We start from the raw sequence: 25205 nt of genomic DNA on the forward strand, positions 1-25205 counted from the left end.
GAAACTGCGCGCCGTCCCCCGAGGGACAGCGCGCTGAAGGTCGTCAGTAGGTGTAGACGCCTTGCCCGGTCTTGCGGCCCAGGCGGCCTGCGGCCACCATTTCCTTGAGCAGCGGGCAGGGGCGGTATTTGCTGTCGCCAAACTCGGTGAGGTACACATCCATCACGGCCAGGCACACATCCAGGCCGATCATGTCCGCCAGCGCCAGCGGGCCGATGGGCTGGTTGCAGCCCAGTTTCATGCCCGCATCGATGTCCTCGGGGGTGGCCAGGCCCTCGGCCAGCACGAAGAAGGCCTCGTTGATCATGGGCACCAGGATGCGGTTGACCACAAAGCCGGGCGCGTTCTTCACGGTGATGGGGCTCTTGCCCAGCGCCTCGGCCAGGGCCTTCACAGCGTCGTGCGTGGCATCGCTGGTCTGCAGGCCGCGGATGATCTCCACCAGCGCCATCATGGGCACGGGGTTGAAGAAGTGCATGCCGATGAACTTGTCGGCGCGGCTGGTGGCGGCCGCCAGCTTGGTGATGGAGATCGAGGACGTGTTCGATGCGATCAGCACCTCGGGGCCCACGAGGGCATCCACCTGCTTGAGGATCTTGAGCTTGAGTTCGTAGTTTTCGGTGGCGGCCTCGATCACCAATTGCGCGGCTTTGAGGTCGTCGTAGCTGGTGGAGGTCTTGATGCGGCCCAGCGCGGCGGCCTTGTCGGCCTCGGTGATTTTTTCCTTCTTGATCAGGCGGTCCAGGCTGCTGGCCACGGTGGCCAGGCCTTTTTGCACTGCAGCATCGGAGATATCAACCATCACCACGTTAATGCCCGACACCGCACAGGCCTGTGCAATGCCGTTGCCCATGGTGCCTGCGCCGATGATGCCTACGGTCTGAATCGTCATATAGAGAGCCCTCTTCAAAGTGAAACGGATGGACGGAATGGTAAGGCGAATCGCACGACCGTTCGGTTATCGTGCGTCAAACCTGAACCAACAAGCCGCTGCGCAGCATGGCGGAGGAGACACAACAACATGTTCGACTACATCGTGATCGGCGGCGGCTCGGCGGGCTCCGTGCTGGCTGGCCGCCTGACCGAAGACCCCGCCGTGCGCGTGTGCCTGCTGGAGGCGGGCTCCGCCGACAAGAGCGTGCTCATCCACTGCCCTGCCGGGCTGGCCGTGATGGCCAAGTTCGAGCTGAACGGTTGGGGCTTCAACACCACGCCCCAGGCTGCGCTCAACAACCGGCGCGGCTACCAGCCACGCGGCAAGGTTCTGGGGGGCTCCAGCTCGATCAACGCCATGGTCTACATCCGGGGGCAGCATGCGGACTACGACCACTGGGCCGCGCAGGGCAACCCGGGCTGGGGCTGGGAGGATGTGAAGCCCTACTTCCTGCGCGCCGAGCACAACGAGCGCGGCGCCGATGCCTGGCACGGGCAGGGCGGGCCTTTCAACGTGGCGGACCTTCGCTCGACCAACCGCTTCAGCCACCACTTCACCGAAGCGGGTGTGCAGGCCGGGCACCCGCACAACACCGACTTCAACGGCGCCACGCAGGAAGGCGTGGGCCTTTACCAGGTCACGCACAAGAACGGCGAGCGCCACAGCGCGGCCAAGGGCTACCTCACGCCCCACCTTGCGCGCTCCAACCTGCAGGTCATCACCGGTGCCCACGCCACGCGCATCCTGTTCGAGGGCACGCGCGCCGTGGGTGTGGAATACCGCCAGGGCGGTGCCTTGAAGCAGGTGCGTGCGGGGCGCGAAGTGCTGTTGAGTGCGGGCGCACTGCTGTCGCCGCAGTTGCTGATGTTGTCGGGCGTGGGGCCTGCCGCACACTTGCAGCAACACGGCATCCCGGTGCTGCACGAACTGCCGGGCGTGGGCCAGCATTTGCACGACCATCCCGACGTAGTGCAGGTGCTGGACGCTCCCGATCTGAAGGACCTGTTCGGCCTGTCACTGTCGGGCATGGCGCAGACGCTGCGCGGCATTGTCGAATGGCGCAAGCACCGCACGGGCATGTTGACCACCAACTTTGCCGAGGCGGGGGGCTTCATCAAGAGCGACCCGTCCGAGCCAGCACCCGACCTGCAGCTGCACTTCGTGATTGGCAAGCTGGTGGACCACGGGCGCAAGACGGTGTTCGGCCACGGCTACTCGGCCCACGTGTGCCTGCTGCAACCCAAGAGCCGGGGCTCGGTCACGCTGGCCAGCCGTGACCCCATGGCCTTGCCACTGGTGGACCCGAACTTCCTGGCGGACCCCGACGACATGGCGCGCATGGTGCGTGGCTTCAAGCGCACGCGCGAGATCCTGATGCAACCGGCGCTCGCGAAGTTCGGCGCCAAGGAGCTGGCGGCCTCGGCCAGTGCGCGCACCGACGCGGAGATCGAGCAGTTCATCCGCCAGTACGCCGACACCATCTACCACCCCGTGGGCACCTGCCGCATGGGGCCTGGGCCCATGGACGTGGTGGATGCCGAACTGCGCGTGCATGGCCTCGCAGGCCTGCGTGTGGTGGACGCGTCCATCATGCCGCGCATCGTGAGCGGCAACACCAATGCGCCCACGGTGATGATTGCGGAAAAAGCGGTGGACCTGCTGCGCGCCGCGCCGTGAACGATTTCACGTTTGGCGCGCGGAACGCGATTTTTAAGGTTTTCAAAGGGTCTGTTTAAGGAGTTTTTAACAGGCAAAAACGCGGCGAATTTCTAGACTTCTTGGCATGGAAGCGGGTGCATGGTGCACCCGGCCCGGCGCCCAAAAAAAGGCGCTGAAAGAGCCCAACGAGGCCATGAAAGAACGTAATGAAGATTGATGCCCGCGAAATTGCCGCACTGACTCAAGCCCAACCCGCCGCCCCCCGCATGGACATGTACGCCAGCATCCACAAGGCGCTGCGCGCCTTCATGGCCGACACGCTGCTGGGCCTGGGCCGCATGGATGTGGACGACGACCTGGAGTTTGCCCAGACCTGCGACCGGGTGATGCAGCTGCTGGACCTGTGCCGCGCGCACCTGCACCACGAGAATCAGTTTGTGCACGCCGCCATGGAGGCGCGCCAGCCCGGCTCCAGCCAGAGCATTGCTGGTGAACATGTGGAGCACGAACAGGCCATCGTCGCTTTGGCAGACGGCGTGAACCACCTGATGGCCTGTGCCAAGCCCGCACGCCCAGCAGCCACCCAGGCCCTGTACCGCCAGCTGGCGCTGTTTGTGGCGCACAACTTCGAGCACATGAACGAGGAAGAGACCGCGCACAACCGCGTGCTCTGGCAGTGCTACACCGACGCGGAACTGGCAGGCGTGCACGATGCGCTGGTGGCCTCGATCCCGCCGCACGAAATGATGGTGGTGGCCCGCTGGATGGTGCCCTACATGTCACCCGCCGAGCGCACGGCCATGCTGTTGGACATGAAGCAACATGCGCCTGCCCCCGTGCTGGCCGCAGTGCTGGCGCAAGTGCAGCCGCACCTCACGCAGCCTGAGTGGACCAAGCTGATGCGCAGCCTGGGCCTGCCGGTGGTGCCGGGTCTGGTGCACTGAGAAGGTGTGAACGAACCCGCCATGCCCGCTCATCCCGCCAAAACACACCCGTTCGTCGTTAAAAATGCTCGCCATAGCCCGAGCTATGGCTGCGCTTTGCGTCTTGATCGGGCGCGTTTTGACTGCCTGCTCGGGCACGCCGGATTCATTCACACCTTCTGAGACTCAGGCGTCTTCCAGCACCACGGGGCGCAGCACGCACAGCCGAAAGCGCCCGCGCCCTGTTTTTTCGATGTGGATATGCGGGCAGTTCTCCTGCAGGCGGCGCTGCAGCAACAGCAGGCGGGCCTCCAGGTTGTCGGCCACATCGGGCAGGCGCAGGGCGGGGTCCAGCCGCAGTTCGCGGTTGGTGAAGTCCACGCGCCCGGTGTGCTGGTGGTCGCGCAGCAGCTTCCAGACAATGGCGCCCGCCACGCCCTTGATCAAATAGTCGTCGTTGATGAACACGCTGTCGTTGGCCGCAAAGTGGCGCACCCGCAGAGCGCTGCCGCTCACCGGCGGTGCCGCCGTCGGAGTAGGCAGCGGCTCGGGCGCATCGGGCGCGGCCTGCAGCAGGTCGATGGCGGCGGCCAGCTGGCCCGCAATGGCCACCAGCAGGTCTTCATCCTCGAAACCAAAGCGCATGTCTTCGGGGCTCTCGGCAAACAGCACGCCCAGCAGGCGTCCGGCCGACAGCAGTGGTACCGCCACCTGGCTGTGCGGCTCTGGCAGCCCGGGGTAGGGGATGTCCAGGCCGCGCAGCGGGGGCGCATCGGGTGTGGCATGCGCGTCCATGCTTTCGCGGATGGCATGGCTGTACAGGGCGGCGTGCGTCATGTGGCTGATGCGCACCGGCGTTCGCTCGCGCGCAGCCATGCCGATCACTCCCTGGCCCAGTCGGATTTCTGAACCCACGCCCGACGTGGCATAGCCGCAGCTGGCCACCGTGTAGAGCTGCTGGGCGCTGGCGTCCAGCATCAGCACCATGGCGTGCTGAATGCCCAGCTTGTCCTGCAGGCCCTGCAGCGCGCCTTGCAGCAATTCATCCAGCCCCGAGCAGCGCGCGATGCTCTCGCTGCACAGACGCAGCGTGTGCAGCAACCCGGAACGCGGCGCCGGTGCCGGCAGGCCTTCGCCCGCTACCGATTCGATGCGCTCCACAGCGTAGATGTCGGCCCCTTTGAGTTCAAACACCTCGGCCATGCCCGCATGCGACGCAATGCCCGCCAGCTGCGCGCGCATGCTCTCGAACACCGGCCCGCTGTCCTCGGTGCGTTCGTACAGCAGGTGCAGGCGGTAGAAATGGGCGGTGACTGGGTCCAGCACCAGCACCGACGCGCGCGGGTTGCGCAGGATGTTCTGGCGGGTCTTGTTGAAGAACTGGAACGACAGCGCCACGTGCGCCGCATCCACATAGACCACCTGCGAGATGTAGGCCACGTTGGGTGTGCCGTCAGGGTCGCAGGTCGCCATGATGGCGGGAATCGCCCCCTCTAGGCAGGGGCGGATGCTGTGCAGGGACGGCGCTGCGGAGCTCATGGCTGCAGTACGGGTGGTGTGGGTGGTGCGGGCGGCGCACACAACTCCGCGCCCGCGCGCGGGCCTGGGGTCTGGTCGAACGCGCTGGTGGGGGTGAAGGTCACTGCGACCACATCCTGCAGCGGTGCTGCCAGCATGGCGCCCACATACTGCGGCCCATAACCCACCCGGCCCACCTCCTGCACCATGGACTGCAGGTAGGCCTGCAACACCGGCAGGTCGCCATCAGTGGCCGGGCGCTGCGTGGCCCGGCGGGCTTTGAGCTGCAGCGTCTGGTGGGTGGACGGCACGCTGAACACCACGGCAATCTCTCCGGTGTGCGCAATGTCCTGCAGCAACTGTTCGGACTGGCTGCGCCGCAGGTACACCGTGACCTCCCGCCCATCGCCGTTGATGCGACTGCCCACGGCCCGCATGATGCTCGGCCGCAGGGCCGCATCGCGTGACGCCACGATGGCCGACACGCCCTTGGCCACCATGGCGATATGGCTGGGGCCGAGCAGCGCGGTCATGCCTTGAAGCGCTTGCGGGTCAGGGCCAGAGCCACCCAGAAGGCCACCACGGTGGTCACCACCAGCACCAGGCCGTGGCGCAGGGGGTGGGCGGGCCACTGGTCCATGAACAGCGGGCGTACCAGCTCGACCGCGTTGGTCAGTGGCAGCCAGTCGGAGATGGTGCGCACGATGGGAGGCAGCTGCTCGCGCGGGAAGAACACGCCCGAGAGAAACATCATGGGCGTGAGCACCAGCGTGAAGTAGTAGGTAAAAAAGTCATACCCCTTGGCCAGCGCATTGAAGATGAGCGCGATGCTGGAGAACATCACCCCCACGAACAGCAGCACCGGCCAGGCCACCAACAGCTTGGGGCTGTGGCTGATGGAGAGGGCCAGCATGACGCCCAGGATGGCGGTGACGGTGAATAGCGCCTTGAACGCCGCCCACAGCATTTCGGCCAGCACCACGTCGTCCAGGCTGACCGGCGCGTTCATGATGCCGTCCCAAGTCTTTTGCACATGCATGCGCGAGAAGGCCGAGTACAGCGCCTCGAAGCTGGCCGCGTTCATGGCGCTCATGCAGATGGAGCCGCTGGCCAGGAACAGGATGTAGGGCACCTTGGTGTCGCCCGCCGCGCCGCCCACGTTCACCTGCCCCACCAGGGCCCCCATGCCGTAGCCAAAGGCCACCAGCCACATCAGCGGCTCGGCAATGTTGCCCACCAGGCTGGGGATGGCCAGCTTGCGCCAGACCAGCAGGTTGCGCATGAACACGGGCCACCAGCGCACGGACAGGCTGGGCGGGCGCCATACCGACGGCGGGGGCGGGGCCACAGTGGCCACAGAGGGCGGGTGAGCGGTTTGCATCCGCTTATTGTGCGATGTTGGCGGGCGGGCGCACAGTCCCCGATGTGTTCATCGTCGCCACCTGGGCACGGCCATTGCTTGGGTACCCCTATGTCCACCCACGTCCTGAACCTGCCCGCCGGTGCCAGTGCCCTCTGGCAGAACCGCCTGGGGCTGCTGCTGGAGTCCACGGGCGAGGGGGTGTTTGGCATTGATCTGGCGGGCAACTGCGTGTTCATCAACCGGGCGGGCGCGCAGATGCTGGGCTTTGCGGCCGATGAGGTGATGGGGCGCAACATGCACGCGCTCACCCACCACAGCCACCCCGACGGCAGCCCGTATGCGGATGGCGACTGCCCCATCTTCAACGCGTTCCGTCAGGGCCTGCCCTGCCGGGTGGACACCGAGGTGTTCTGGCGCCGCGATGGCTCGGCGTTTGCCGTGGAGTATTCGAGCCACCCCATTCTGGAAGGCGATCAGGTGCAGGGTGCCGTGATCGCTTTTGTGGACATCACCAGCCGCAAACGCGCCGCCGACGAGCTGCAGCGCGCGCACGATGAGCTGGCCCGCGCCAACGACGAGCTGGAGCGCCGAGTGGCAGCACGCACACAAGAGCTGTCGCAGGCGCTGGCGCAGCTGCGCGAGCTGTCCGCCTATTCGGAGCAGGTGCGCGAAGACGAACGCACCCGCATCGCCCGCGAAGTGCACGACGAGCTGGGCAGCCTGCTGGTGGCGCTGAAGATGGATGTCAACTGGCTGCACAAGCGCCTGGGCGAGCAGGGCGAGCGCACGCCCGAGGCCGCGGGCGACATGCGCACCCAGATGCGCTGCAAGTGCCAGAACATGAGCCGCCTGATCGAAAACGCCGTAGACAACGTGGGCCGCATCATCACCGACCTGCGCCCCAGCATCCTGGACCACCAGGGCCTGTGGGCGGCGCTGGAGTGGCAGGCACAGGAGTTCGTGCAGTCGGCCGAACTGGAGCTGGCGTGGCAGATGGAGGTGCCTGCCACCCTGCACTTGCCCGAGCCTGCAGCCATCGCTGTGTTCCGCATCTTCCAGGAGATGCTGAGCAATGTGGGCCGCCACGCGCAGGCCAGCGCCATCGACATTGCCATCGACGTGCAGGACGAGATGCTGCAACTGCGCGTGCGCGACAACGGCGTGGGCGCCACCCGCCAGGCCCTGGAGGCGCCCACCGCCTATGGCGTGATGGGTATGCGCGAGCGGGCGCGGCAGCTTGGGGGCCGCTTGAGCATCACCAGCGAGCCGGGGCAGGGCTCGTGCCTGCAATTGCTGATTCCTCTGGAGCTGTCATGAATTCCGTCGTTCGCGTATTGATCGGGGATGACCACCGCATCGTGCGGGAAGGGCTCAAGCAGGTGCTGGGCGACCCGGCCAATGGCGTGCCCGAGATCACTGTGGTCGCCGAGGCCACCCAGGGCAACGAGGTGCTGGAGCTGGTCGCCGCCCTGCAAGGGCCCACGGGAACACCGGGGCTGGACCTGGTGCTGCTGGACATCGCCATGCCGGGCATGGACGGCCTCGAAGTGCTGCAGGCGCTCCGCAAGGCCTGGCCTGCGTTGCCGGTGCTGATGCTCAGCACCTACCCCGAGCGGCAATACGCGGTGCGCTGCATCCAGATGGGCGCGGCGGGCTACCTGCACAAAAGCGCCGATCCCGACGACATGGTGGCCGCCGTGCGCAAGGTGGCCGCTGGCGGGCGCTACCTGACGGAGGCGACCGCGCAAGCCCTGGCAGGTGCACTGGAACGCACCGGGGTGGTGCGCACCGCCCAGCAGGGCACGCCCGCCGGAGTGGACGCGCTCTCCTATCGGGAGCACCAGGTGTTCCGCCTGCTCACTGCCGGGCAGAGCGTGAGCGAAATTGGTGCGCAGCTCAAGCTCGCGCCCAACACGGTGAGCACCTACCGCGCCCGCATCCTCGAAAAGACCGGCGCGCGCAACGATGTGGAGCTTGCGCTGCTGGCACGTGGCGCACCGGCAGAGTGAATTCGGTGCGTTGCACGACCGATTTGTAGTGCTGGCCCTACACGCTGTAGACACCACACCCACGAATTCATGACAGCGGGCCGACACCGGCAAAAACTGGCCCGCGCTTTGCGTAACGCCTGGCACCAACTTCTTCGAGGTGTGCCATGTCCGAATTCTTCTCGCCCTACGATGCCGACCGCCCGTTGATGCTGAAATGCAGCTGTGGCCGCGACCACACGGTGGCCGACCACCACACCGAGGTGTCGGCCGATGCCGCCGCAGCCACCCTGCGCCAGCGCAGCGAGACCCGTGAGTTCGAGCTCTACAGCAACGAGTTCATCGAAGCCACGCTGGTCAAGGCGCTGTTTCCGCAAGACGCAGTGCGCCGCCGCTTCATCAAGGCGGTGGGCAAGGGAACGGCCATGGCGGCCATCGCGAGCGTGTTGCCCGTGGCCAGCATGCAGGCCATGGCGCAAGAGAAACAGGGCGCACTGGAGAAGACCAACCTCAAGATCGGCTTCATCCCGATCACCTGCGCCACCCCGCTGATCATGGCCCACCCGCTGGGCTTCTACAGCAAGCAGGGCCTGAGCGTCGAAGTCACCAAGACGGCCGGCTGGGCACTGATCCGCGACAAGATGATCAACAAGGAGTACGACGCAACGCACTTCCTGAGCCCCATGCCGCTGGCGATCTCCATGGGCCTGGGCTCCAACGCCACGCCGATGAACGTGGCCACCATCCAGAACGTGAACGGCCAGGCCATCACGCTCAGCCTCAAGCACAAGGACAACCGCGATCCCAAGAACTGGAAGGGCTTCAAGTTCGCGATCCCCTTCGAGTACAGCATGCACAACTTCCTGCTGCGCTACTACCTGGCCGAGGCGGGCTTGAACCCCGACACCGACGTGCAGCTGCGCGTGGTGCCACCCGCCGAGATGGTGGCCAATCTGCGTGCGGGCAATATCGACGGCTTCCTCGGCCCCGATCCTTTCAACCAGCGCGCCGTGTTCGAGGAAGTCGGCTTCATCCACCTGCTCACCAAGGACCTGTGGAACGGCCACCCCTGTTGCGCCTTCGGCACCAGCACCGAGTTCATCCAGAAGAACCCCAACACCTTTGCCGCGCTGTACCGCGCGGTGCTCACCTCGGCCGCGATGGCGCGCGACCCGGCCAACAGGGAGCTCATCGCCAAGGTGATTGCGCCCCAGGCCTACCTGAACCAGCCCGAGGCCGTGCTCAACCAGGTGCTCACCGGAAAGTTCGCCGACGGCCTGGGCAAGATCCAGAACGTGCCCGACCGCGCGGACTTCGACCCCATGCCGTGGCAGAGCATGGCCGTGTGGATGCTCACGCAGATGCAGCGCTGGGGCTACATCAAGGGCGATGTGGACTACAAGCAGATCGCCGAAAAGGTGTTTCTCATCACCGACGCGAAAAAGCAGATGAAGGCGCTGGACCAGAAGGTGCCCGAAGGCGCGTACCCCAAGTTCAAGATCATGGGGCGCGAATTCGATGCCGCCAAGGCGAGCGAGTACGCCAAGAGCTTCCCCATCCGCAAGGCGGCATGACATGACTCCCGCCAAGAACCTCAACCTGCGCGCGGGCCTGTTGTCCGTGCTCATCTTCCTGGCCCTGCTGGGGATCTGGTACATCGCCACCGCTTCTTCGGGCGGGGGCAACAGCACGGCCGGCATGACCGCCGAGCAGATCGAGTACGCCAAGATGATGGGCAAGGACCCAGGCGCCAGCGCCAAGGGCAGCGGCTTCCCCTCGCTGGCAGAGATGGGCCGTACCGTGTGGGGGCACGTGTCCAACCCGTTCTATGACAACGGCCCCAACGACAAGGGCATCGCCATCCAGCTCGCGCATTCGCTGGGCCGGGTCGCGCTAGGGTTCGGCCTGGCCTGCTTGGTGGCGATACCGCTCGGTTTCGTCATCGGCATGTCGCCGCTGCTGCGCCGTGCGTTCGACCCGTTCATCCAGGTGCTCAAACCCATCAGCCCGCTGGCGTGGATGCCGCTTGCGCTCTACACCATCAAGGACTCATCGATCTCGGGCATCTTCGTGATCTTCATCTGCTCGATGTGGCCCATGCTGGTGAACACGGCGTTTGGCGTGGCATCGGTCAAGCGCGAGTGGCTCAACGTGTCGGCCACGCTGCAGGTCAACCCGCTGCGCAAGGCCTTCCTGGTGATCTTGCCCGCCGCAGCGCCCACCATCCTCACGGGCATGCGCATCAGCATGGGCATCGCCTGGCTGGTGATCGTGGCGGCCGAGATGCTGGTGGGCGGCACGGGGATTGGCTACTTCGTGTGGAACGAGTGGAACAACCTGTCGCTCACCAACGTGATCTTTGCCATCCTGGTGATTGGCGTGGTGGGCATGTTGCTCGACCTGGCCTTCGGCCAGCTGCAGAAGGTGGTGACCTATGTGGAGTGATGTCGCCCAGCGCCCCGCTGTTCCAGCCCCTCTTGCCACTGACGTCCCGCAACGAAAGGCCTCTGCCGTGACCCAAGGCTTCCTCCAGATCGATCGGCTGAGCAAAGCTTTTGTGCCCGCCAAGCCCGTGTTTGCTGATGTGTCGTTCACGCTCGACAAGGGCGAGTTCGTCTGCATCATCGGCCACTCGGGCTGCGGCAAGACCACCATCCTGAACGTGCTGGCGGGGCTGGACACCGCCACCTCGGGCACCGTCATCATGGACGGGCGCGAAGTGGCCGGCCCCAGTCTGGACCGGGGCGTGGTGTTCCAGAGCCACGCGCTCATGCCCTGGCTGACGGTGCGCCAGAACATCGCGTTCGCCGTGAAGTCGCGCTGGCCTGACTGGAAGAAGAGCCAGGTGGATGCGCATGTGGAGAAGTTCGTGGCGCTGGTGGGCCTGAGCCCTGCCATCGACAACAAGCCCTCACAGCTCTCAGGCGGCATGAAGCAGCGCGTGGGCATTGCGCGCGCGTTCTCCATCCAGCCCAAGATGTTGCTGCTGGATGAACCCTTTGGCGCACTCGATGCGCTCACACGCGGCACCATCCAGGACGAGCTGATGGCCATCGTGCGCCAGACGCAGCAGACGGTCTTCATGATCACGCACGATGTGGACGAAGCCATCTTGCTGGCCGACCGCATCCTGCTCATGAGCAACGGCAACGAGACGCCCGAGGGCTACCGCCCCGGCGGCATCGCCGAGGTGGTGGTGAACCCGCTGCCACGCGAACGTACGCGCACCAGCCTGCACCACCTGGACGGCTACTACGCGCTGCGCAACCACATCGTGGACTTTCTCGTCACCCGAGCCAAAGCCCACTGATTTCCTGAATAGCCTAGCACTGTCGTGTTGCCCCTTGGGGGGGCAGGGAGTGCTGCACCCTGAAGTTCCTGTTCCCTGTTCCAAAACCCATCCAACCGAAGGAGCCATCACCATGAACCGCAACGACGTTACCGAAAAGATCATCAGCACCAAGGTCGCCAAGGGCCTGCAATGGGAGGCCATTGCCAAGAAGGTCGGCCAGTCCAAGGAATGGACCACGGCCCTGTGCCTGGGCCAGATGACGGCCACGCCCGAGCAGGCCAAGATCGTCGGCAAGATCTTCGGCCTCACGGCCGAGGAGCAGAAGTGGCTGCAGGTGGTGCCCTACAAGGGCTCGCTGCCCACGCCAGTGCCCACCGATCCGCTGATCTACCGCTGGTACGAGGTGGTGAGTGTGTACGGCACCACCATCAAGGAGCTGATCCACGAAGAGTTTGGCGACGGCATCATGAGCGCCATCGACTTCAGCATGGACATCCAGCGCGAAGCCAATCCCAATGGCGACCGCGTGAATGTGGTCCTGTCCGGCAAGTTCCTGCCCTATAAGCAGTACTGAAATCGGGCCCGGGCCGTGTTCGTCACAGCACTTTGACGGCGCGGCCAATGAACTGGATGGGGCCTGTGGGCTTGCCAATCGGCGAGCCCGTGGGTGGTTCCAGCGTCAGCTCGAACAGCTGGTTGGGCTGCAGCGGCGGCAGCTTGTCCAGCGGGATCTGCAGCGGCTGACCGGGCTGCACCAGGCCCAGCGACACAGGGCCGCTCCAGCCGTCGGCCTTGGTCCAGAACTCCAGGGCCTTGTCGGCCGGTACTTCGGCCACACCCAGCGGAATCAGGCTGATCTGCCGGGGCGAGTTGGCTTGCACCACCCAGCCCGGGGCCTTGTCCTGCGGCGCGACCAGCACCACCATGAACTGTGGCGGCGCGGCCACTGGGGCGGTGCGGGTGACGAGCACTGCCGCGAGCACCGCCGCCATGGCAAAGCCCGAGCCGGCGAGGGCCCGCCACAGGCCCAGGTGGTCCCACCAGCGCACGGACGGTTTGCGTTTTGTTTCTGCGCGGGGCGGTGCAACGGGTGTCGCAGTCTGTTGAGGGCTCGCCGCTCGCAGCGACTGGTCGATGCGCGCCCACAAGACAGCGGGGGGCGCGATGGGCTCTGCCAGCTGGGTCAGCGGCAGCAGGCGGGCTTCCCATTCGGCAACCGCCTGTTGCAGTGCCTTGTCACCAGGCAGGCGTTGCTGCACACCCTGGCGTTCGGCGGCGGGCAGGGTGCCCAGCACGTACTCGCCGGCCAGCACGCTCAGGTCTTCCGGCGAGGGGGAGGACGGTGTGTTGCGCACGTCGGTCATGCCATGCACTCCCGCAGCGAAACCAGGCTGCGCCGGATCCACGCCTTCACGGTGCCCAACGGGGCACCGAGGCGCTCCGCAATTTCTCCGTGCGAGCAGCCGTCCACATAGGCGTGCAGCACGCAGTTGCGGCGCGCGGGGTCCAGGGCCTCCAGGCAATGCTGCAGGCGGCCCAGGCTGGCGTTCAGCGCAAAGGTTTCCTCGACCTCATGGTGGGCCTGCACAGACATGTCGGCCTCCAGGGCTTGGGTGGTGGTGTCGTCCACATCAACGTGGCGGCCCGCGTCGCGCACGGCGTTCAGGGCCAGGTTGCGCACCACGCTGTAGATCCAGCCGCGTGCGCTGCCCCGGCGCGGGTCGTAGCTGGCGGCGCGGGTCCAGATGTTCACGCAGGCATCGTGCACGATGTCCTCGGCCAGGGCCCGCTGGCGCACGATGCGCAGCGCAACGCCCAGTAGCCGCGCGCCCTCCTGTTGGTACAGGCGGTGCATGGCCTGCCGGTCGCCCGCTGCGCAGGCGGCCAGAGCGGCTTCGTAGTCAAAATCGCCAGGGGTGTCGGGCACGGTGTGCAGGCAGCGGGGCCGCGGCTAAAGAGTGAGCGCATCGTAGCCGCAAACCCGCCACCGCCTGGCGGTAGCCCCCGCTGGGCAGGGGATTGCGTGTGCGTGGTTTACGCGGCCTTCCAGAAGATGTAGTCGGCCTGGTACTTCACGATCTGGCGCTCGCCCTTGTTGGCGGTGGTGCAGGCGGCTGCAGGTGCCACACCACCCTTCAAGGCCACGCGCTGGATGAAGGTCACTCCGGTCATGGCGCCGGAGCCCATGGCGGGGTTGGCCTTGACGAGCTGGTAGGGCAGGTTACCCGTGCCCGAGGGGGCCACGGCCAGCTGGGTGGCTGTCAGCTTGGACCCATCGCTCGACTCCCAGGTGGCCGGCGGGCCGTAGTAGGTGCCCACTTGTTTGCCACTGCGGTCATTCAGCACGGCCTTGGGGCCCACGAACACCCATTCGGTCTGGCCGGGCATGTTGGCCTTGTCGCGGCATTCGTAGGTGATCTCGCCCACGCCCACGGTTTCCATCGCCACCTTGTTGCCAGCCGGCACCTTGATGCTGTCGGGCAGGCTGTCCTGCGAATACATGGATTTGGAGGACGACGACATCATCGAACCGCAGGCGCTCAGCAGCACGGCGGCGGCAATGGCGCCCGTCAGGGGCAGCAGGCGGGAGATGGGGGACGTGTGGATGGTCATGGCGTTTCTCTCTGGTCTATGGGTTGATAGGACAGCAGCAAGATGCGCTGCTGTAGGTACTACCCACGAAAACGCCGTTTGGATGCAGTGGATGCCAAAAATTTTTTGCCGATGCCAGCCCGGGCAAGATTGCCGCCCGGGCCCGATGCTGCCTCAATGCAGGGTCAGCGGCCGGGTGGTGGTCTTGACCCGCACCACGGCCGCCCGGTGCTCATAGGGGGCCACCGGCTGGCCCAGGATGGCGGCCGCCAGCGTGCGCGCCTGTCGCGCAATCGGTTCGATATAGCGGCTGCACTGCCCGTCGATGCTGATGCAATCGCCCAGTGCATGGATGCGGGATACGCTGGTTTGCAGCGTGTCTGCGTCCACCGCAATGCCATGGGTCCAATCAAGCCCAGCACTCTGCGCCAGGCGGTGGGGGGGCAGCAGGCCTGCAGCCACCACCACTTCGTCCGCCGCAAAACGCCGCCCGCTGGTGGTGGAGACGCGGTAGCGCGAGCCCACGCGTTCCACCTGCTCCACCTGCAGACCGCCTTCAAAGCGGATGGACAGGTCTTTCCAGGCGTCCAGCAGCTGCGGGCCCGCCTGCTGGTCGTGCCAGCGCGCCAGTGGTTCGGTGGCCGTGTCCAGCAGCGTGATGTGGTGGCCGCCCAGTGCCAGGTCGTTGGCCAGCTCACTGCCGACCAGGCCCGCGCCGATGATGAGCACGTCCTTGGGCTGGTCGCCCAGGTGCTGGCGCAGGCGCTGGTAGGCGTCCAGGTGGTTGATGCGCCAGCACAGGCTGGCGGGCAAGCCCGGAGGCAAGGCGGCCTGCGCACCGTGGGCCAGCACCAGGTGGCCGTAGCGCAGCACGCCCCGCGTGGTGCGCAATTGGCGGGTGTCGGCGCAGATGCGCACGGCATGGGTGTGGGCCAGCAGGGTGACGCCCAGGCGGTGCGCCGCATCGCGACCGGTTTCGGACACCAGGGCCAGCGGGTCCAGCTGGCGCGCCATGGCCACCGACAGCAAAGGCTTGTCGTACCGGTCGCCCGCGCAGGCCGTCACCAGGGTGATGGGCAGCGTGGCGCTGTGTTGGCGCAGGGTTTCGGCCAGTTGCCAGCCTGCACGGCCCGCGCCGACGATGACCACTCCCGGCTCGCCACGCACGCGCAGGGAGGCGGCTGGCGCTGCGCTGGCCTGCGCCCGCAGCGCCTCCAGCGTGGGGGCTTCGTACGGTGAAAAATCGGCCTTGGTCACGCCGCACAGGGGGCAGGCCCAGTCGTCGGGTATGTCCGCCAGCCGCGTGCCCGGCGGCAGGCCGCCATCCGGGTCGCCGTCGGCCTCGTGGTAGACGTAGCCGCAGGCGTTGCAGATGTAGCTTTGCCAGGGCGCCTGGGCGGCCGCGTCGGCAAACGCATCGCACAGCGCCTGCGATGCCGCGCTCAACACGAACTCGGAGGTAACCGACGGCGTGGTGGCGGTGGGGAGGGCGGGCGTCATGCAGGCATCTCCTCGGTGCTGAGCCGGGCGATCTCCTTGCGCAGGTGCTTGATGGCGGGCGTGACGATGGCCACAAAGTGCGACTCGCGCACGCGCCGCTGCACGTCCGAGCTCATCAGGTAGCCGCGCGCGCCCTGGTGCATCAGGGCCGACTGAGCGGCGCGCAGGCACAGCTCCGCGCCATGGGCACGGGCGTCCAGCACATCGATGAAGAAGTCGGTGCTTGTGTCGAACGGCGTCTGGGCCAGTTGCATGACGCGTGCGGTCAGCGCATCCAGTTCGGCCTGCAGGGCGTCGGGCCGGTCTTCCAGGAACTGGTTGACGTGGCCCAGTTGGGCCTCCACCGCCCACATCGAGTCGATGGCGCCCTGGGTGATGCCCACCGCCATGCCACATTGCAGCATCACGAACGCAGCGCGGATGCGGGCGATGAAAGGCCGGGTAGGGTCGGCCATGGTGTCGGCCGTGCCGATGAAATGGTCCTTGAGCCGCAGTGCATAGGTGCCCGTGCCCTCCATGGCGGAGAAGCTGGGGCATTCGCGCATCTCCACGCCCGGTGCGTCGCAGCGCAGCAGGAACATAACCTCGCGCTGGCTGGCCGCACCGTCGGCCTCCACCACCGCCGCAATCGCGCCGCAGTAGTGGTCGGGCCCCAGGTTGCTCACCCAGGGCAGGGTGCCGTTGACGAGGTAGCCGCCCTCCACCGGCGTGGCCTTGAGCAGCAGGCTTTCGATCTGCGCGTAGCTCTTCATGGGGTTGGACAGCGCCGTGCCGCCCATGCCTGCGCCGCTGGCGTGGCGCTGCAGCACATCGCCCATCAGCGTGGGGTTGCCCGACTGCTGCAGGTACAGCCCACACACCGCCTGGCACCACATCATGAAGCCGGTAGCGCCGCACACGCGCGAGGCCTCGGCCATGGCGCGGATGGCCAGGCCGTAGTCGGCCGAGCCCGCCGTGCTGTCCAGGTGCGCGCTCATCGCGCCCACGGCGGCCAGCTGCTGCAGCTCCGCGCAGGGGTAGTAGCCGGTGCGGTCAATCGCCTCCACCTGCGCGGCCAGCGGGCCCTGGGCAATCTCGCGCACGGCGGCCAGCAGCGCATCGCCCCGCAGGGCGCCGTCCAGGTGGAGTTGGGGAGGGAGGTCGGCGGGGTTCATGGGGCTCCTTGGGTGCGCAGGGCGGGCTCGGTTGCGGGGCTATTTAGTCCGCGAGGCTGATCTCGAAGGGGATGGGGTTGCGCATGCTGTTAGCCACGGGCGAGTAGAAGTTGGCGTGCTGCACGATCTCGGCCAGTACCTCGCGCGGTGCATCGCCCTCCACCAGCACCTTCACGCGGATCGCCTGAAAGCCCATCTCCGGCGGCGTCTTCTGCAATGCGCCACCCGCACCCCAGGCGGCGGGGTTGCCGATGTCGCCTTCCATGAACACCTCGATCTTGCTGAGCTTGACCTGCTTCCAGGTGGCCACGGCCGTGATGCCCACGGCCAGGCAGCCGCCCAGGCCCGACAGCACGATCTCGCCGGGCGCAGGTGCCGTGTCCTGACCGAACAGGTGCAGGGGCTCGTCCACCACCACCGGCGCATGGTTGCCCACATAGCTCAGCGAGCGGTACTGCCCCTCCATCACCGTATGGACCTTGTTGGTACCCCGGCTGGCAGGGTTGTTGCGGCCCTTGTCGGCAAAGGCCATCAGCCCGTCGCGGTCGATGGGGCGCAGGTGCGTGTGCACGGTGGTGACGGGGGCAGAGGGTTCCAGCAGATCGGTGGACATGGTGTTCCTTGGAGAAAGAGAAGGGAATGCAAAAAAGAAGGACAGGGTTCGCAGCGGGCCACGCCCGCTGCAACAACGCACGGGGCTCAGGCCGCCAGTGCCAGCGCAGGCTTTTTGGGGAACTTGACCAGCGGCAGCCCGCTTTCGATCGGCAACTTGTCGTCGCGCGACCATTCGTTCCACGAGCCGAAGTACATGCGCACATCGGCAAAGCCCGCCTGCTTGAGCGCCAGGAAGGTGTTGGACGCGCGTGCGCCCTTGAAGCAATACAGGTACACCGTGTCCGCCGGGCTGATGCCCGCCGTGGCGCATTCGGCGCGCACTTCGTCGGGCGACTTGAACACCGGACCCTGGGGCGAGGGCTTCATGAAGCGGTACCACTCCAGCCACTTGGCGCCCGGCAGGCGGCCCTTGCGGGGCGCAAAGTCCTTGCCATAAGGGCTGGAGCTGTCGCCAATCCACTCGTCCACATCGCGCACGTCCAGCAGCACGGTGTCGGTGCCCAGGGCTTCGATCACGTCTTCCTTGGTCAGCATCACATCGGTGGTGGCCAGGTTGGTGGGGAAGATGGCCGGGGTGGGCACCACGGCCTCGGTGGAGACGGGCAGCTCTGCCGCCTTCCAGGCCGAGTAGCCGCCATTCAATACCTTGACCTTGGGGTAGCCCAGCCAGGTCAGCAGGTAGTAGCCCCGGCACGACTGGCCGTAGCCGCTGTTGAGCGCGTCTTCGTAGAACACCGCCGTCTCGGCACCCGACAGGCCGATGGCGCCCAGGTGCGCGGCAAAGGTGTCTTTCAGCTCCTGCAGGCCTTGGGGCGTGGAGGTGGCGAGATACGTGAAGGTCTCGCGCAGGTTCACCGCGCCGGGGATGTGCCCCAGGGCATAGGTGTCGGCGTCGCGGGTGTCGATCAGCACCACAGGTTCTGCGGCTTGCAGGGCCAACAGCTGGGTGGGTGAGATGAGGACGGCGTCGGAGGCGGTAGCGGTCACGGTGCTCATGGAAAACCTTTCGGTGCGGTGGTGGGCGGGATGCCTGCCCTCCTTATCGCAACAGGTGTGCCAGAGCTTGGGAATGCAAAGAAATTTGAATGAAATAGGCTGCTAGCGCTTATTGGTAAAGCACTGACAGCTATTGATTTGATAGTATTTTTTGCCGACTATCACCAGAGCGCAGCCTGTCCAACGCGGACGCTGAACACTGTGTCTACAAATTGTTGACACAGTGTTGGGCGTCACTTCAAGCCTGCTTTGCGCAGCCGGTAAGCGAACTGCCGGAGCGTCAACCCCAGGCTCTGCGCCGCGCGCGACTGGTTGCCGTGGTGTTCGACCAGCGCGGCCTGCAGCACCTGAACGCTGTGGGACTGGGCCGAGGCGTAGTCGCGCACCAGCGGTGCTGCGGCGATAGGGGTAGACGGCATCTCGGCCTGAATCTGCTGAATGGGCGCCGGTGCGGGTGGCAAAACCACAGCCGCAGCGGGCAGAAACCGGTCCAGCTCGCCACGCGTTACCAGCGTGTCATTGGTCAGCAGCACCAGGCGTTCGATCACATTGCCCAGCTCGCGGATGTTGCCGGGCCAGGGGTGTTCTTCCAGCCGCGCCAGCGCGTCGGGCGAGAGGTTCACGTTGCGCTGGTGCGCCTGGTTGGCGCGGCTCACAAAGTGCAGCGCCAGCGCGCGGATGTCTTCACGCCGCTCGGCCAGCGAGGGCAGATGGATCGGAATCACGTGCAGGCGGTAGTACAGGTCCTGCCGAAAGCGCCCGGCCTCCACATCGGCCGCCAGGTCGCGGTGGGTGGCCGCCACCAGGCGCACGTTGACCTTGACCTCGCGCTGCCCGCCCAGGCGCACCAGCGTGCCCTCCTGCAGCGTGCGCAGCAGCTTGGACTGCAGGGCCAGCGGCAGCTCGCCAATCTCGTCGAGAAAGATGGTGCCGCTGTCGGCCTGCTCGAACCAGCCCGCGCGGGCTGTGCTGGCGCCGGTGAACGCGCCTTTTTCGTAGCCAAACAGTTCGGATTCGAACAGCGCGTCCGGAATGGCCGAGCAGTTGACCTTGATGAAGGGCCGGTCGCGCCGCCCGCTGGCCAGGTGCACGGCGCGTGCGAACAGCTCCTTGCCCGTGCCCGACTGGCCCAGCAGCAGCACGGTGGCCTGGGTTTGCGACACGCGCTCCAGCTCGCTCAAGGCCTGCAGCAGCGGTGGCGAGCTGCCTATGAGCCCGTAGCGCGCGCTTTTGGTGTTGAGCGCGTTGGCCAGCACGGCATTGCGCGCCTCCAGCTGCCGCGTCTGGTCGGCCACCAGGGCTTCGAGCTGCAGCAGCTGCCCCACCAGCGTGGCCAGCACGCGCAGCACGGCCAGGTCGTCGTTCAGGTGGCGCTGGCGGCTGCGGATGCGGTGGCAGGCCAGCACGCCGATGGGCGCGTTGTTGACCTCGATGGGCAGTGCGATGAAGGCCACCGTCTCGGGCGGCAGCTGACTGCGCTCCACCACGCGGCCCAGGAACAGCGGCTCGGCATCAATGTCCTGCACGATGGCTGGCTGACCTGTGGCCAGCACGCGGCCCGTGATGCCCTCGCCCCAGGCGTAGCGCCCGCGCTGGGCCTCGGCCTGGGTAAGGCCGTACGCATGCTGGATGGAGGCGGTGCGCGCCTCGCCGGCTGTGGAGGAGGGGGCATCGTCCACCAGCACAATGCGCCCCCGGTTCAGGCCCAGCAACTCGCTCATCAAGTGCAGCATCTCGCGCAGCACCAAGCCAGGCGCCAGGCTGCGGCCGATAAGGCGCATTACCTCGCGCATCAGCAGCAGCTCCTGGGCGTGCCAGTCGGTGGGGCTGTGCGAGCGGGCCGTGCTGGAAGGGGAGGGCATGGGCGGTGGGGGCATGTCAGGGCGATTGCAAGTTCTGCGCCCGGGTGCATTAAAGTCGCCTGCGTCCAGCCATTTACCGACTTTTTCACCTTCTCGAAAGCCCCCACCATGACCACCCTCGGAACCCCTCTGTCCCCCCATGCCACCAAAGTCATGCTGCTGGGCTCGGGCGAGCTGGGTAAGGAGGTACTGATCGCGCTGCAGCGCCTGGGGGTGGAAACCATTGCCGTAGACCGCTACGACAACGCCCCCGGCCAGCAGGTGGCCCACCACGCGCGCACCATCACCATGAGCGACCCGGCCCAGCTCAAGGCGCTGATCGAAGCCGAACGGCCCCACCTGGTGGTGCCCGAGATCGAAGCCATCGCCACCCCCATGCTCGAACAGCTGGAAGCCGCGGGCACCGTGCGCGTGATCCCCACGGCCCGCGCAGCGCGCCTGACCATGGACCGCGAAGGCATCCGCGTGCTGGCGGCCGAGACGCTGGGGTTGCCCACCAGCCCCTACAAATTCTGCAATTCGCTGGAAGAGCTGCAGGTCGCGATCGATGCCGGTATCGGTTACCCCTGCATCGTCAAGCCCGTGATGAGCAGCTCCGGCAAAGGCCAGAGCAAGATCGACGGGCCTGATGACGTGAAGAAGGCCTGGGACTACGCCATGGCCGGTGGCCGCGTGAGCCATGGCCGCGTGATCGTCGAGGGCTTCATCGACTTTGACTATGAGATCACGCAGCTCACCGTGCGCGCCGTGGGAGTCGATGGCCAGATCGAAACCCACTTCTGCGACCCCATCGGGCACGTGCAGGTCAGCGGTGACTACGTGGAAAGCTGGCAGCCGCACCCCATGCACCCCGCTGCGCTCGAAAAGTCGCGCCAGATCGCCAAGGCAGTCACCGACAACCTGGGCGGCCAGGGATTGTTTGGCGTGGAGCTGTTCGTCAAGGGCCAGGACGTCTGGTTCAGCGAGGTGAGCCCCCGCCCGCACGACACCGGCCTGGTCACGCTGTGCACCCAGCACCAGAGCGAGTTTGAGCTGCACGCCCGCGCCATCCTGGGCCTGCCCGTGGACACCAGCCTGCGCAATCCCGGCGCCAGCGCCGTCATCTACGGCGGCGTGGAAGCCCAGGGCATCGTGTTCGATGGTGTGGAAGAAGCCCTGCGCGTGCCGGGCACCGATCTGCGCCTGTTCGGCAAGCCCGAGAGTTTTGTGAAGCGCCGTATGGGCGTGGCGCTGGCTCGGGCTCAGAATGTGGACACGGCGCGTGCGAACGCCAAGCTGGCGGCGAGCAAGGTCAGGCCCCGCGTGGCCTGATAGCCTGCGGCCGCAGTTGCGGCGGGCCGGTGCGACGACGGCGCTTCTGTGAAGGAGAACCCCTGTGAGCCTGAGTGCGCGGATCCTGTGGCTGGTGCTGGCAGCCTCTTTGTTGCCTGTGCCGGCCCTGGTGTGGCTGCTGCTGGAGTTCCGGGTGGCCACCACCGGACAGGCGCGCGACCGGCTGGTGGCCCGGGCAGGCATCATTGCCAGCGACCTGGACGACAAGATCGCGGGCACAGGGCAGCTCTTGTTTGGCCTGGGGCGCGTACCCCTGCTGGCAGCGGGCGACAAGGGCGCCTGCTCTGATTTCCTGGCAGATGTCCTCAAGGAACATCCTCAGTACACCGGCATCCTCACCATCCAGCCCGATGGCTCCCTGTTCTGTGATTCGCTGCGCAGTGGCCGTACCCTGGACCTCCGGGACCGCAGTTACTTTCAGCGTGCGCTGACGGCCTCCGGGCCGGTGCTGGAAGCGGTCATAGGCCGCCTGACGGGCAAAGGGGTGCTGCAGGTGGCCTACCCGGTGCGCGATGCGGGAGGCGCGTTGCGCTTCATCCTGCTGGCCTCGCTCGACATGCAGGACTACGGGCAGGCCACGGTGCATGCACAGCGCTATGAGCGCATGCATCTGCAGGTATGGAATGCCGACGGTTCGGTGGTCATGGACTTCCGGCGGCCGGAGGTGGCGCCGCTGACCCTGGGGGACGCCGAACGCACTTTCATGTTGCAAGCAGTCGAAGGGCATGCCGTGATGGAGGGGGCCGATGGCGTGCGTCGCGTCTGGGTGCGCGCCCAGTTGCCGCGCGCACAGGGCTCGGATCTGCGTCTGGCCCTGGCCGTGCCCGAGGACGACCTGCGTGGCCCGGTGGAGCGCCAGTTCCGGCGCGCACTGCTGGGGGTGCTGGCGCTGGCGGTCATCGTGTTCGTTGCGGCTTTTCTGTTGGTGGAATTTGCGGTGCGCCGCCATGCCATGCGCGCCATACGTGCCATTGGCCGCATGGATGCTGGCAACTACGCCGAACCCATTGGTACACCCTATCCACCGGGAGAGCTGGGGCAGGTGGCCCGGGCACTGGACCGGATGGCGGAGTCCCTGCTGCGCCAGCAGCAGTCCATCGCGCTGCACACGGAGACGCTGGAGCGCCAGGCGCGGCGAGACCCCCTGACCGATTTGGCCAACCGCTACAGCCTCACGGAGCGGCTGGACGCGGCGTTGGACCGGGCGCGGGAGCAGGGCCACTGCGTGGCCGTTCTGGCCATGGACCTGGACCGGTTCAAAGGAGTGAATGACAGCCTGGGACATGCCCGGGGCGATGCCTTGCTCAAGGAGGTGGCGGCCAGGTTGCAGGGTTGTGTGCGTCCTGGCGATGTGGTGGCCCGGCCGGGTGGGGATGAGTTTGTGGTGGTGCTGCCCGACCTGCCGGACCCGGCGGTGGTGGAGCCCATGGCGCGGCGCATTGTGCGGGCGCTGACCCTGCCTGTGGAGACCGGCACGTCCAGCTGGTTGCTGGGCACCAGCCTGGGCATTGCGGTCTTCCCGCAGGATGGGGACTCTGGCGACCTGTTGTTGCGCAATGCAGACGTGGCCATGTACGACGCCAAGGACCTGGGGGGGAATCGGCTGGCTTTCTTCAGCCCGCACATGACGGAGGTGTTGACGGAGCGCCTGCGGGTGGAGGCGGGCCTGCGCCATGCCATCGAGCACGACGGGCTGCGCCTGCACTATCAGCCCATCATGGATGCGCGGACGGGTCGGGTGTCGTCGGTGGAGGCGCTGGTGCGGTGGGCGGACCCGGAGCGTGGGCTGGTGTCTCCGCTGCAGTTCATCGGCATTGCGGAAGAAACGGGGCTGATCGTGCCCCTGGGCGAATGGGTGCTGAACAAGGCCTGCGCGCAGGCACGCCGGTGGCTGGATGCCGGGTGGGGGGAGATCCCGGTGGCGGTGAACCTCTCGGCCCGCCAGTTTCAGGAGCCCGAGCTGGACCAGGTGGTGGCCCGTGCCTTGCAGCGCACGGGGTGCCTGTCCCATTTGCTGCAACTGGAGATCACCGAAAGCTCGATCATGGAGCCAGTGGAGGAGGCCCTGCAGACCATGCAACGCCTCACCGCGCTGGGCGTGCAGCTGGCCATCGACGACTTCGGCACCGGCTATTCGTCACTGAGCCAGCTCAAGCGGTTTCCGGTGCGCAAGCTCAAGATCGACCGCTCTTTCGTCAACGACCTGGGGAGCAATGACCGGGGCGAAGCACTGGTGGACGCCATCGTGGCCCTGGCGCAAAAGTTGGGCCTGCGCACGGTGGCCGAGGGCGTGGAAACCGAGCACCAGGCACAGTGGCTGGCCCGGCTGGGCTGCGACGAACTGCAGGGTTACCTCTTTTCCCAGCCTTGCGCGCCACAAGACCTTGAAAACTGGTGGCAGGGCCGGATGGCGGGCCCTCCCGCCGGCCTCACTCCCGGATCTGCCGCCCCGTGAGCTTGAGGAACAGGTCTTCCAGATTGGCCGGCCGGTGTAGCGTGCGCAGGTGGCCATGCTGCCCCAGCGCCTGCAGCAGCGGCTGGGCGTTCTGGGTGTAGAAAAACACCGTCTCGCCGCTGATCTCCACGCGCGCGGCCAGGGTACGCAGCGCGGCGTCTTCGGCCATCTGGACGGCCCCCACGCCGAACACCTCCACCACATCCGGCTCCAGGTGCTGGGCGATCAGTTCGCGCGGGCGGCCTTCCGCAATCTTGCGGCCGTGGTCCAGCACCAGCAGGCGCGAGCACAGGCGCTCGGCCTCGTCCATGAAGTGGGTGGTCAGCAGGATCGACTTGCCTTGCTGCAGCAGCAGTTGCAGGCGCTCCCACATCAGGTGGCGGGCTTGCGGGTCCAGGCCGGTGGTGGGCTCGTCCAGCAGCAGCAGGCGCGGGTTGTTGACCAGGGCGCGCGCCAGCGACAGGCGCCGCTTCATGCCGCCCGATAGCTCGCCCGGCTTGGCATCGGCCTTGTGGGTGAGGGCTGCGAACTCCAGCAACTGGGGTACACGCTCGTCCATCACAGCGCCTTTGAGGCCAAAGTAGCGGCCGAATACGCGCAGGTTCTCGGCGCAGGTGAAGTCCGGGTCGAGGGTGTCGAACTGCGTGACCACACCCAGCTGCGCCTTGATGGCCAGCGCATCGCGTGGCATGTGCAGCGGTGCGGTGCCGGGCTTGGAGGTGAAATGCACTTCGCCGCCATCCGGTGACGCCAGGCCCAGGCACATGCGAATGGTGGTGGTCTTTCCAGCACCGTTGGGGCCGATGACGCCCAGGCATTCGCCGGGAGCAATCGCGAAGGACACGTCGTCCACCACCGTGGTCTCGCCATAACGTTTGCGCAGGTGCAGAGCTTCAAAAAGTGCGGTCATGGGGCGATTGTGTGCGACGTGGGCATACCCGGTGTTGCGCGCAGTCGTTGTAGCAAAAATCAACACTTAGCGCAGGTGGATAGTGCACTGATTGCTATCAAAAGAGGATCAA

General features: G+C 66.5%; 24 protein-coding genes. 11 read left to right on the plus strand and 13 right to left on the minus strand.

Annotation, left to right across the window (positions count from 1 at the left end; translation table 11 throughout):
• Window positions 1-43: 43 nt before the first annotated feature.
• A complete protein-coding gene (locus AC2YJX_RS17755; protein ID WP_487256820.1) occupies window positions 44-892 on the minus strand; it encodes a 3-hydroxybutyryl-CoA dehydrogenase in 849 nt (282 codons plus the stop codon).
• A gap of 129 nt (window positions 893-1021) precedes the next feature.
• Here AC2YJX_RS17755 and AC2YJX_RS17760 point away from each other — a divergent pair, with 129 nt between their 5' ends.
• The 3 genes from AC2YJX_RS17760 to AC2YJX_RS17770 all read left to right on the plus strand — a co-directional run bounded on the left by AC2YJX_RS17760 (window position 1022) and on the right by AC2YJX_RS17770 (window position 3699).
• A complete protein-coding gene (locus AC2YJX_RS17760; RefSeq protein ID WP_487256821.1) occupies window positions 1022-2611 on the plus strand; it encodes a GMC family oxidoreductase in 1590 nt (529 codons plus the stop codon).
• Between the two features lie 188 nt (window positions 2612-2799).
• Window positions 2800-3537, plus strand: coding sequence for a hemerythrin domain-containing protein (locus tag AC2YJX_RS17765; RefSeq protein WP_487256822.1), 738 nt, complete (start codon window positions 2800-2802; stop codon window positions 3535-3537).
• 6 nt (window positions 3538-3543) lie between these two features.
• The gene (locus tag AC2YJX_RS17770) at window positions 3544-3699 is read left to right on the plus strand and encodes a hypothetical protein (RefSeq protein WP_487256823.1); all 156 of its coding nucleotides are present in this window, start codon (window positions 3544-3546) and stop codon (window positions 3697-3699) included.
• Between the two features lie 3 nt (window positions 3700-3702).
• On the opposite strand, the gene AC2YJX_RS17775 is transcribed toward AC2YJX_RS17770, so the two are convergent.
• The 3 genes from AC2YJX_RS17775 to AC2YJX_RS17785 are packed head-to-tail and all read right to left on the minus strand — an operon-like array spanning window position 3703 to window position 6415.
• A complete protein-coding gene (locus tag AC2YJX_RS17775; protein WP_431151722.1) occupies window positions 3703-5055 on the minus strand; it encodes a GAF domain-containing protein in 1353 nt (450 codons plus the stop codon).
• Complete coding sequence (locus AC2YJX_RS17780; protein ID WP_260666127.1) at window positions 5052-5567, minus strand: hypothetical protein; 516 nt, start codon at window positions 5565-5567, stop codon at window positions 5052-5054. Before AC2YJX_RS17780 ends, AC2YJX_RS17775 begins: the two co-directional genes overlap by 4 nt.
• Window positions 5564-6415: an ABC transporter permease gene (locus tag AC2YJX_RS17785; protein WP_094289109.1), complete on the minus strand. Its 852-nt coding sequence runs from the start codon at window positions 6413-6415 to the stop codon at window positions 5564-5566. The genes AC2YJX_RS17780 and AC2YJX_RS17785 overlap by 4 nt, the downstream gene beginning before the upstream one ends.
• A gap of 90 nt (window positions 6416-6505) precedes the next feature.
• Here AC2YJX_RS17785 and AC2YJX_RS17790 point away from each other — a divergent pair, with 90 nt between their 5' ends.
• From AC2YJX_RS17790 to cynS, 6 genes are all read left to right on the plus strand, one after another.
• Window positions 6506-7714, plus strand: a complete 1209-nt coding sequence (locus AC2YJX_RS17790) for a sensor histidine kinase (RefSeq protein WP_056059659.1) — start codon at window positions 6506-6508, stop codon at window positions 7712-7714.
• A complete protein-coding gene (locus AC2YJX_RS17795; protein WP_094289105.1) occupies window positions 7711-8406 on the plus strand; it encodes a response regulator in 696 nt (231 codons plus the stop codon). The genes AC2YJX_RS17790 and AC2YJX_RS17795 overlap by 4 nt, the downstream gene beginning before the upstream one ends.
• A 146-nt stretch (window positions 8407-8552) precedes the next feature.
• Complete coding sequence (locus AC2YJX_RS17800) at window positions 8553-9959, plus strand: CmpA/NrtA family ABC transporter substrate-binding protein (protein ID WP_146870102.1); 1407 nt, start codon at window positions 8553-8555, stop codon at window positions 9957-9959.
• 1 nt (window position 9960) lies between these two features.
• Window positions 9961-10830, plus strand: coding sequence for a nitrate ABC transporter permease (gene ntrB / locus AC2YJX_RS17805; protein WP_487256824.1), 870 nt, complete (start codon window positions 9961-9963; stop codon window positions 10828-10830).
• Window positions 10820-11695, plus strand: a complete 876-nt coding sequence (locus AC2YJX_RS17810) for an ABC transporter ATP-binding protein (RefSeq protein WP_487256825.1) — start codon at window positions 10820-10822, stop codon at window positions 11693-11695. The genes ntrB and AC2YJX_RS17810 overlap by 11 nt, the downstream gene beginning before the upstream one ends.
• Window positions 11696-11807: 112 nt before the next feature.
• Window positions 11808-12251, plus strand: a complete 444-nt coding sequence (gene cynS / locus AC2YJX_RS17815) for a cyanase (RefSeq protein ID WP_008905293.1) — start codon at window positions 11808-11810, stop codon at window positions 12249-12251.
• A 22-nt stretch (window positions 12252-12273) separates the two neighbouring features.
• Here the strand turns inward: cynS and AC2YJX_RS17820 are convergent, their stop codons facing one another.
• The 8 genes from AC2YJX_RS17820 to AC2YJX_RS17855 form a co-directional block, all read right to left on the minus strand.
• A complete protein-coding gene (locus tag AC2YJX_RS17820; protein ID WP_487256826.1) occupies window positions 12274-13041 on the minus strand; it encodes an anti-sigma factor in 768 nt (255 codons plus the stop codon).
• Window positions 13038-13604: a sigma-70 family RNA polymerase sigma factor gene (locus AC2YJX_RS17825; protein ID WP_055396332.1), complete on the minus strand. Its 567-nt coding sequence runs from the start codon at window positions 13602-13604 to the stop codon at window positions 13038-13040. Before AC2YJX_RS17825 ends, AC2YJX_RS17820 begins: the two co-directional genes overlap by 4 nt.
• 107 nt (window positions 13605-13711) lie before the next feature.
• Window positions 13712-14290 carry a DUF3455 domain-containing protein gene (locus tag AC2YJX_RS17830; RefSeq protein ID WP_055396334.1) on the minus strand — a complete coding sequence of 193 codons (579 nt, stop codon included), beginning with the start codon at window positions 14288-14290 and terminating at the stop codon, window positions 13712-13714.
• Window positions 14291-14443: 153 nt separating this feature from the next.
• A complete protein-coding gene (locus AC2YJX_RS17835) occupies window positions 14444-15769 on the minus strand; it encodes an FAD-dependent oxidoreductase (protein WP_487256827.1) in 1326 nt (441 codons plus the stop codon).
• Window positions 15766-16923: an acyl-CoA dehydrogenase family protein gene (locus AC2YJX_RS17840; RefSeq protein WP_487256828.1), complete on the minus strand. Its 1158-nt coding sequence runs from the start codon at window positions 16921-16923 to the stop codon at window positions 15766-15768. Before AC2YJX_RS17840 ends, AC2YJX_RS17835 begins: the two co-directional genes overlap by 4 nt.
• Before the next feature lie 43 nt (window positions 16924-16966).
• Complete coding sequence (locus AC2YJX_RS17845) at window positions 16967-17536, minus strand: OsmC family protein (RefSeq protein ID WP_487256829.1); 570 nt, start codon at window positions 17534-17536, stop codon at window positions 16967-16969.
• 86 nt (window positions 17537-17622) lie between these two features.
• Entirely contained in the window at window positions 17623-18534 is a 912-nt protein-coding gene (locus AC2YJX_RS17850; RefSeq protein WP_015012391.1) for a sulfurtransferase, read from the minus strand.
• Between the two features lie 233 nt (window positions 18535-18767).
• A complete protein-coding gene (locus AC2YJX_RS17855; protein WP_487256830.1) occupies window positions 18768-20396 on the minus strand; it encodes a sigma-54 interaction domain-containing protein in 1629 nt (542 codons plus the stop codon).
• 108 nt (window positions 20397-20504) lie between these two features.
• Here AC2YJX_RS17855 and purT point away from each other — a divergent pair, with 108 nt between their 5' ends.
• Both purT and AC2YJX_RS17865 read left to right on the plus strand, forming a co-directional pair.
• A complete protein-coding gene (purT, locus tag AC2YJX_RS17860) occupies window positions 20505-21707 on the plus strand; it encodes a formate-dependent phosphoribosylglycinamide formyltransferase (RefSeq protein ID WP_487256831.1) in 1203 nt (400 codons plus the stop codon).
• A 64-nt stretch (window positions 21708-21771) separates the two neighbouring features.
• A complete protein-coding gene (locus tag AC2YJX_RS17865) occupies window positions 21772-24183 on the plus strand; it encodes a putative bifunctional diguanylate cyclase/phosphodiesterase (RefSeq protein ID WP_487256832.1) in 2412 nt (803 codons plus the stop codon).
• Here AC2YJX_RS17865 and AC2YJX_RS17870 read toward each other — a convergent pair.
• On the minus strand, window positions 24158-25093 hold the full coding sequence (locus AC2YJX_RS17870; RefSeq protein ID WP_176888169.1) for an ATP-binding cassette domain-containing protein: 936 nt from the start codon (window positions 25091-25093) through the stop codon (window positions 24158-24160). The genes AC2YJX_RS17865 and AC2YJX_RS17870 overlap by 26 nt on opposite strands.
• Between the last annotated feature and the right edge of the window lie 112 nt (window positions 25094-25205).

This window comes from Acidovorax sp. SRI_002 (assembly GCF_057586455.1).

Bases quoted from the DNA above. Each gene is read 5' to 3' on its own strand.
- AC2YJX_RS17755 (WP_487256820.1), bottom strand. From the start codon at position 892: ATGACGATTCAGACCGTAGGCATCATCGGCGCAGGCACCATGGGCAAC.
- AC2YJX_RS17760 (WP_487256821.1), top strand. From the start codon at position 1,022: ATGTTCGACTACATCGTGATCGGCGGCGGCTCGGCGGGCTCCGTGCTG.
- AC2YJX_RS17765 (WP_487256822.1), top strand. From the start codon at position 2,800: ATGAAGATTGATGCCCGCGAAATTGCCGCACTGACTCAAGCCCAACCC.
- AC2YJX_RS17775 (WP_431151722.1), bottom strand. From the start codon at position 5,055: ATGAGCTCCGCAGCGCCGTCCCTGCACAGCATCCGCCCCTGCCTAGAG.
- AC2YJX_RS17780 (WP_260666127.1), bottom strand. From the start codon at position 5,567: ATGACCGCGCTGCTCGGCCCCAGCCATATCGCCATGGTGGCCAAGGGC.
- AC2YJX_RS17785 (WP_094289109.1), bottom strand. From the start codon at position 6,415: ATGCAAACCGCTCACCCGCCCTCTGTGGCCACTGTGGCCCCGCCCCCG.
- AC2YJX_RS17790 (WP_056059659.1), top strand. From the start codon at position 6,506: ATGTCCACCCACGTCCTGAACCTGCCCGCCGGTGCCAGTGCCCTCTGG.
- AC2YJX_RS17795 (WP_094289105.1), top strand. From the start codon at position 7,711: ATGAATTCCGTCGTTCGCGTATTGATCGGGGATGACCACCGCATCGTG.
- AC2YJX_RS17800 (WP_146870102.1), top strand. From the start codon at position 8,553: ATGTCCGAATTCTTCTCGCCCTACGATGCCGACCGCCCGTTGATGCTG.
- ntrB (WP_487256824.1), top strand. From the start codon at position 9,961: ATGACTCCCGCCAAGAACCTCAACCTGCGCGCGGGCCTGTTGTCCGTG.
- AC2YJX_RS17810 (WP_487256825.1), top strand. From the start codon at position 10,820: ATGTGGAGTGATGTCGCCCAGCGCCCCGCTGTTCCAGCCCCTCTTGCC.
- cynS (WP_008905293.1), top strand. From the start codon at position 11,808: ATGAACCGCAACGACGTTACCGAAAAGATCATCAGCACCAAGGTCGCC.
- AC2YJX_RS17820 (WP_487256826.1), bottom strand. From the start codon at position 13,041: ATGACCGACGTGCGCAACACACCGTCCTCCCCCTCGCCGGAAGACCTG.
- AC2YJX_RS17830 (WP_055396334.1), bottom strand. From the start codon at position 14,290: ATGACCATCCACACGTCCCCCATCTCCCGCCTGCTGCCCCTGACGGGC.
- AC2YJX_RS17835 (WP_487256827.1), bottom strand. From the start codon at position 15,769: ATGACGCCCGCCCTCCCCACCGCCACCACGCCGTCGGTTACCTCCGAG.
- AC2YJX_RS17840 (WP_487256828.1), bottom strand. From the start codon at position 16,923: ATGAACCCCGCCGACCTCCCTCCCCAACTCCACCTGGACGGCGCCCTG.
- AC2YJX_RS17845 (WP_487256829.1), bottom strand. From the start codon at position 17,536: ATGTCCACCGATCTGCTGGAACCCTCTGCCCCCGTCACCACCGTGCAC.
- AC2YJX_RS17850 (WP_015012391.1), bottom strand. From the start codon at position 18,534: ATGAGCACCGTGACCGCTACCGCCTCCGACGCCGTCCTCATCTCACCC.
- AC2YJX_RS17855 (WP_487256830.1), bottom strand. From the start codon at position 20,396: ATGCCCTCCCCTTCCAGCACGGCCCGCTCGCACAGCCCCACCGACTGG.
- purT (WP_487256831.1), top strand. From the start codon at position 20,505: ATGACCACCCTCGGAACCCCTCTGTCCCCCCATGCCACCAAAGTCATG.
- AC2YJX_RS17870 (WP_176888169.1), bottom strand. From the start codon at position 25,093: ATGACCGCACTTTTTGAAGCTCTGCACCTGCGCAAACGTTATGGCGAG.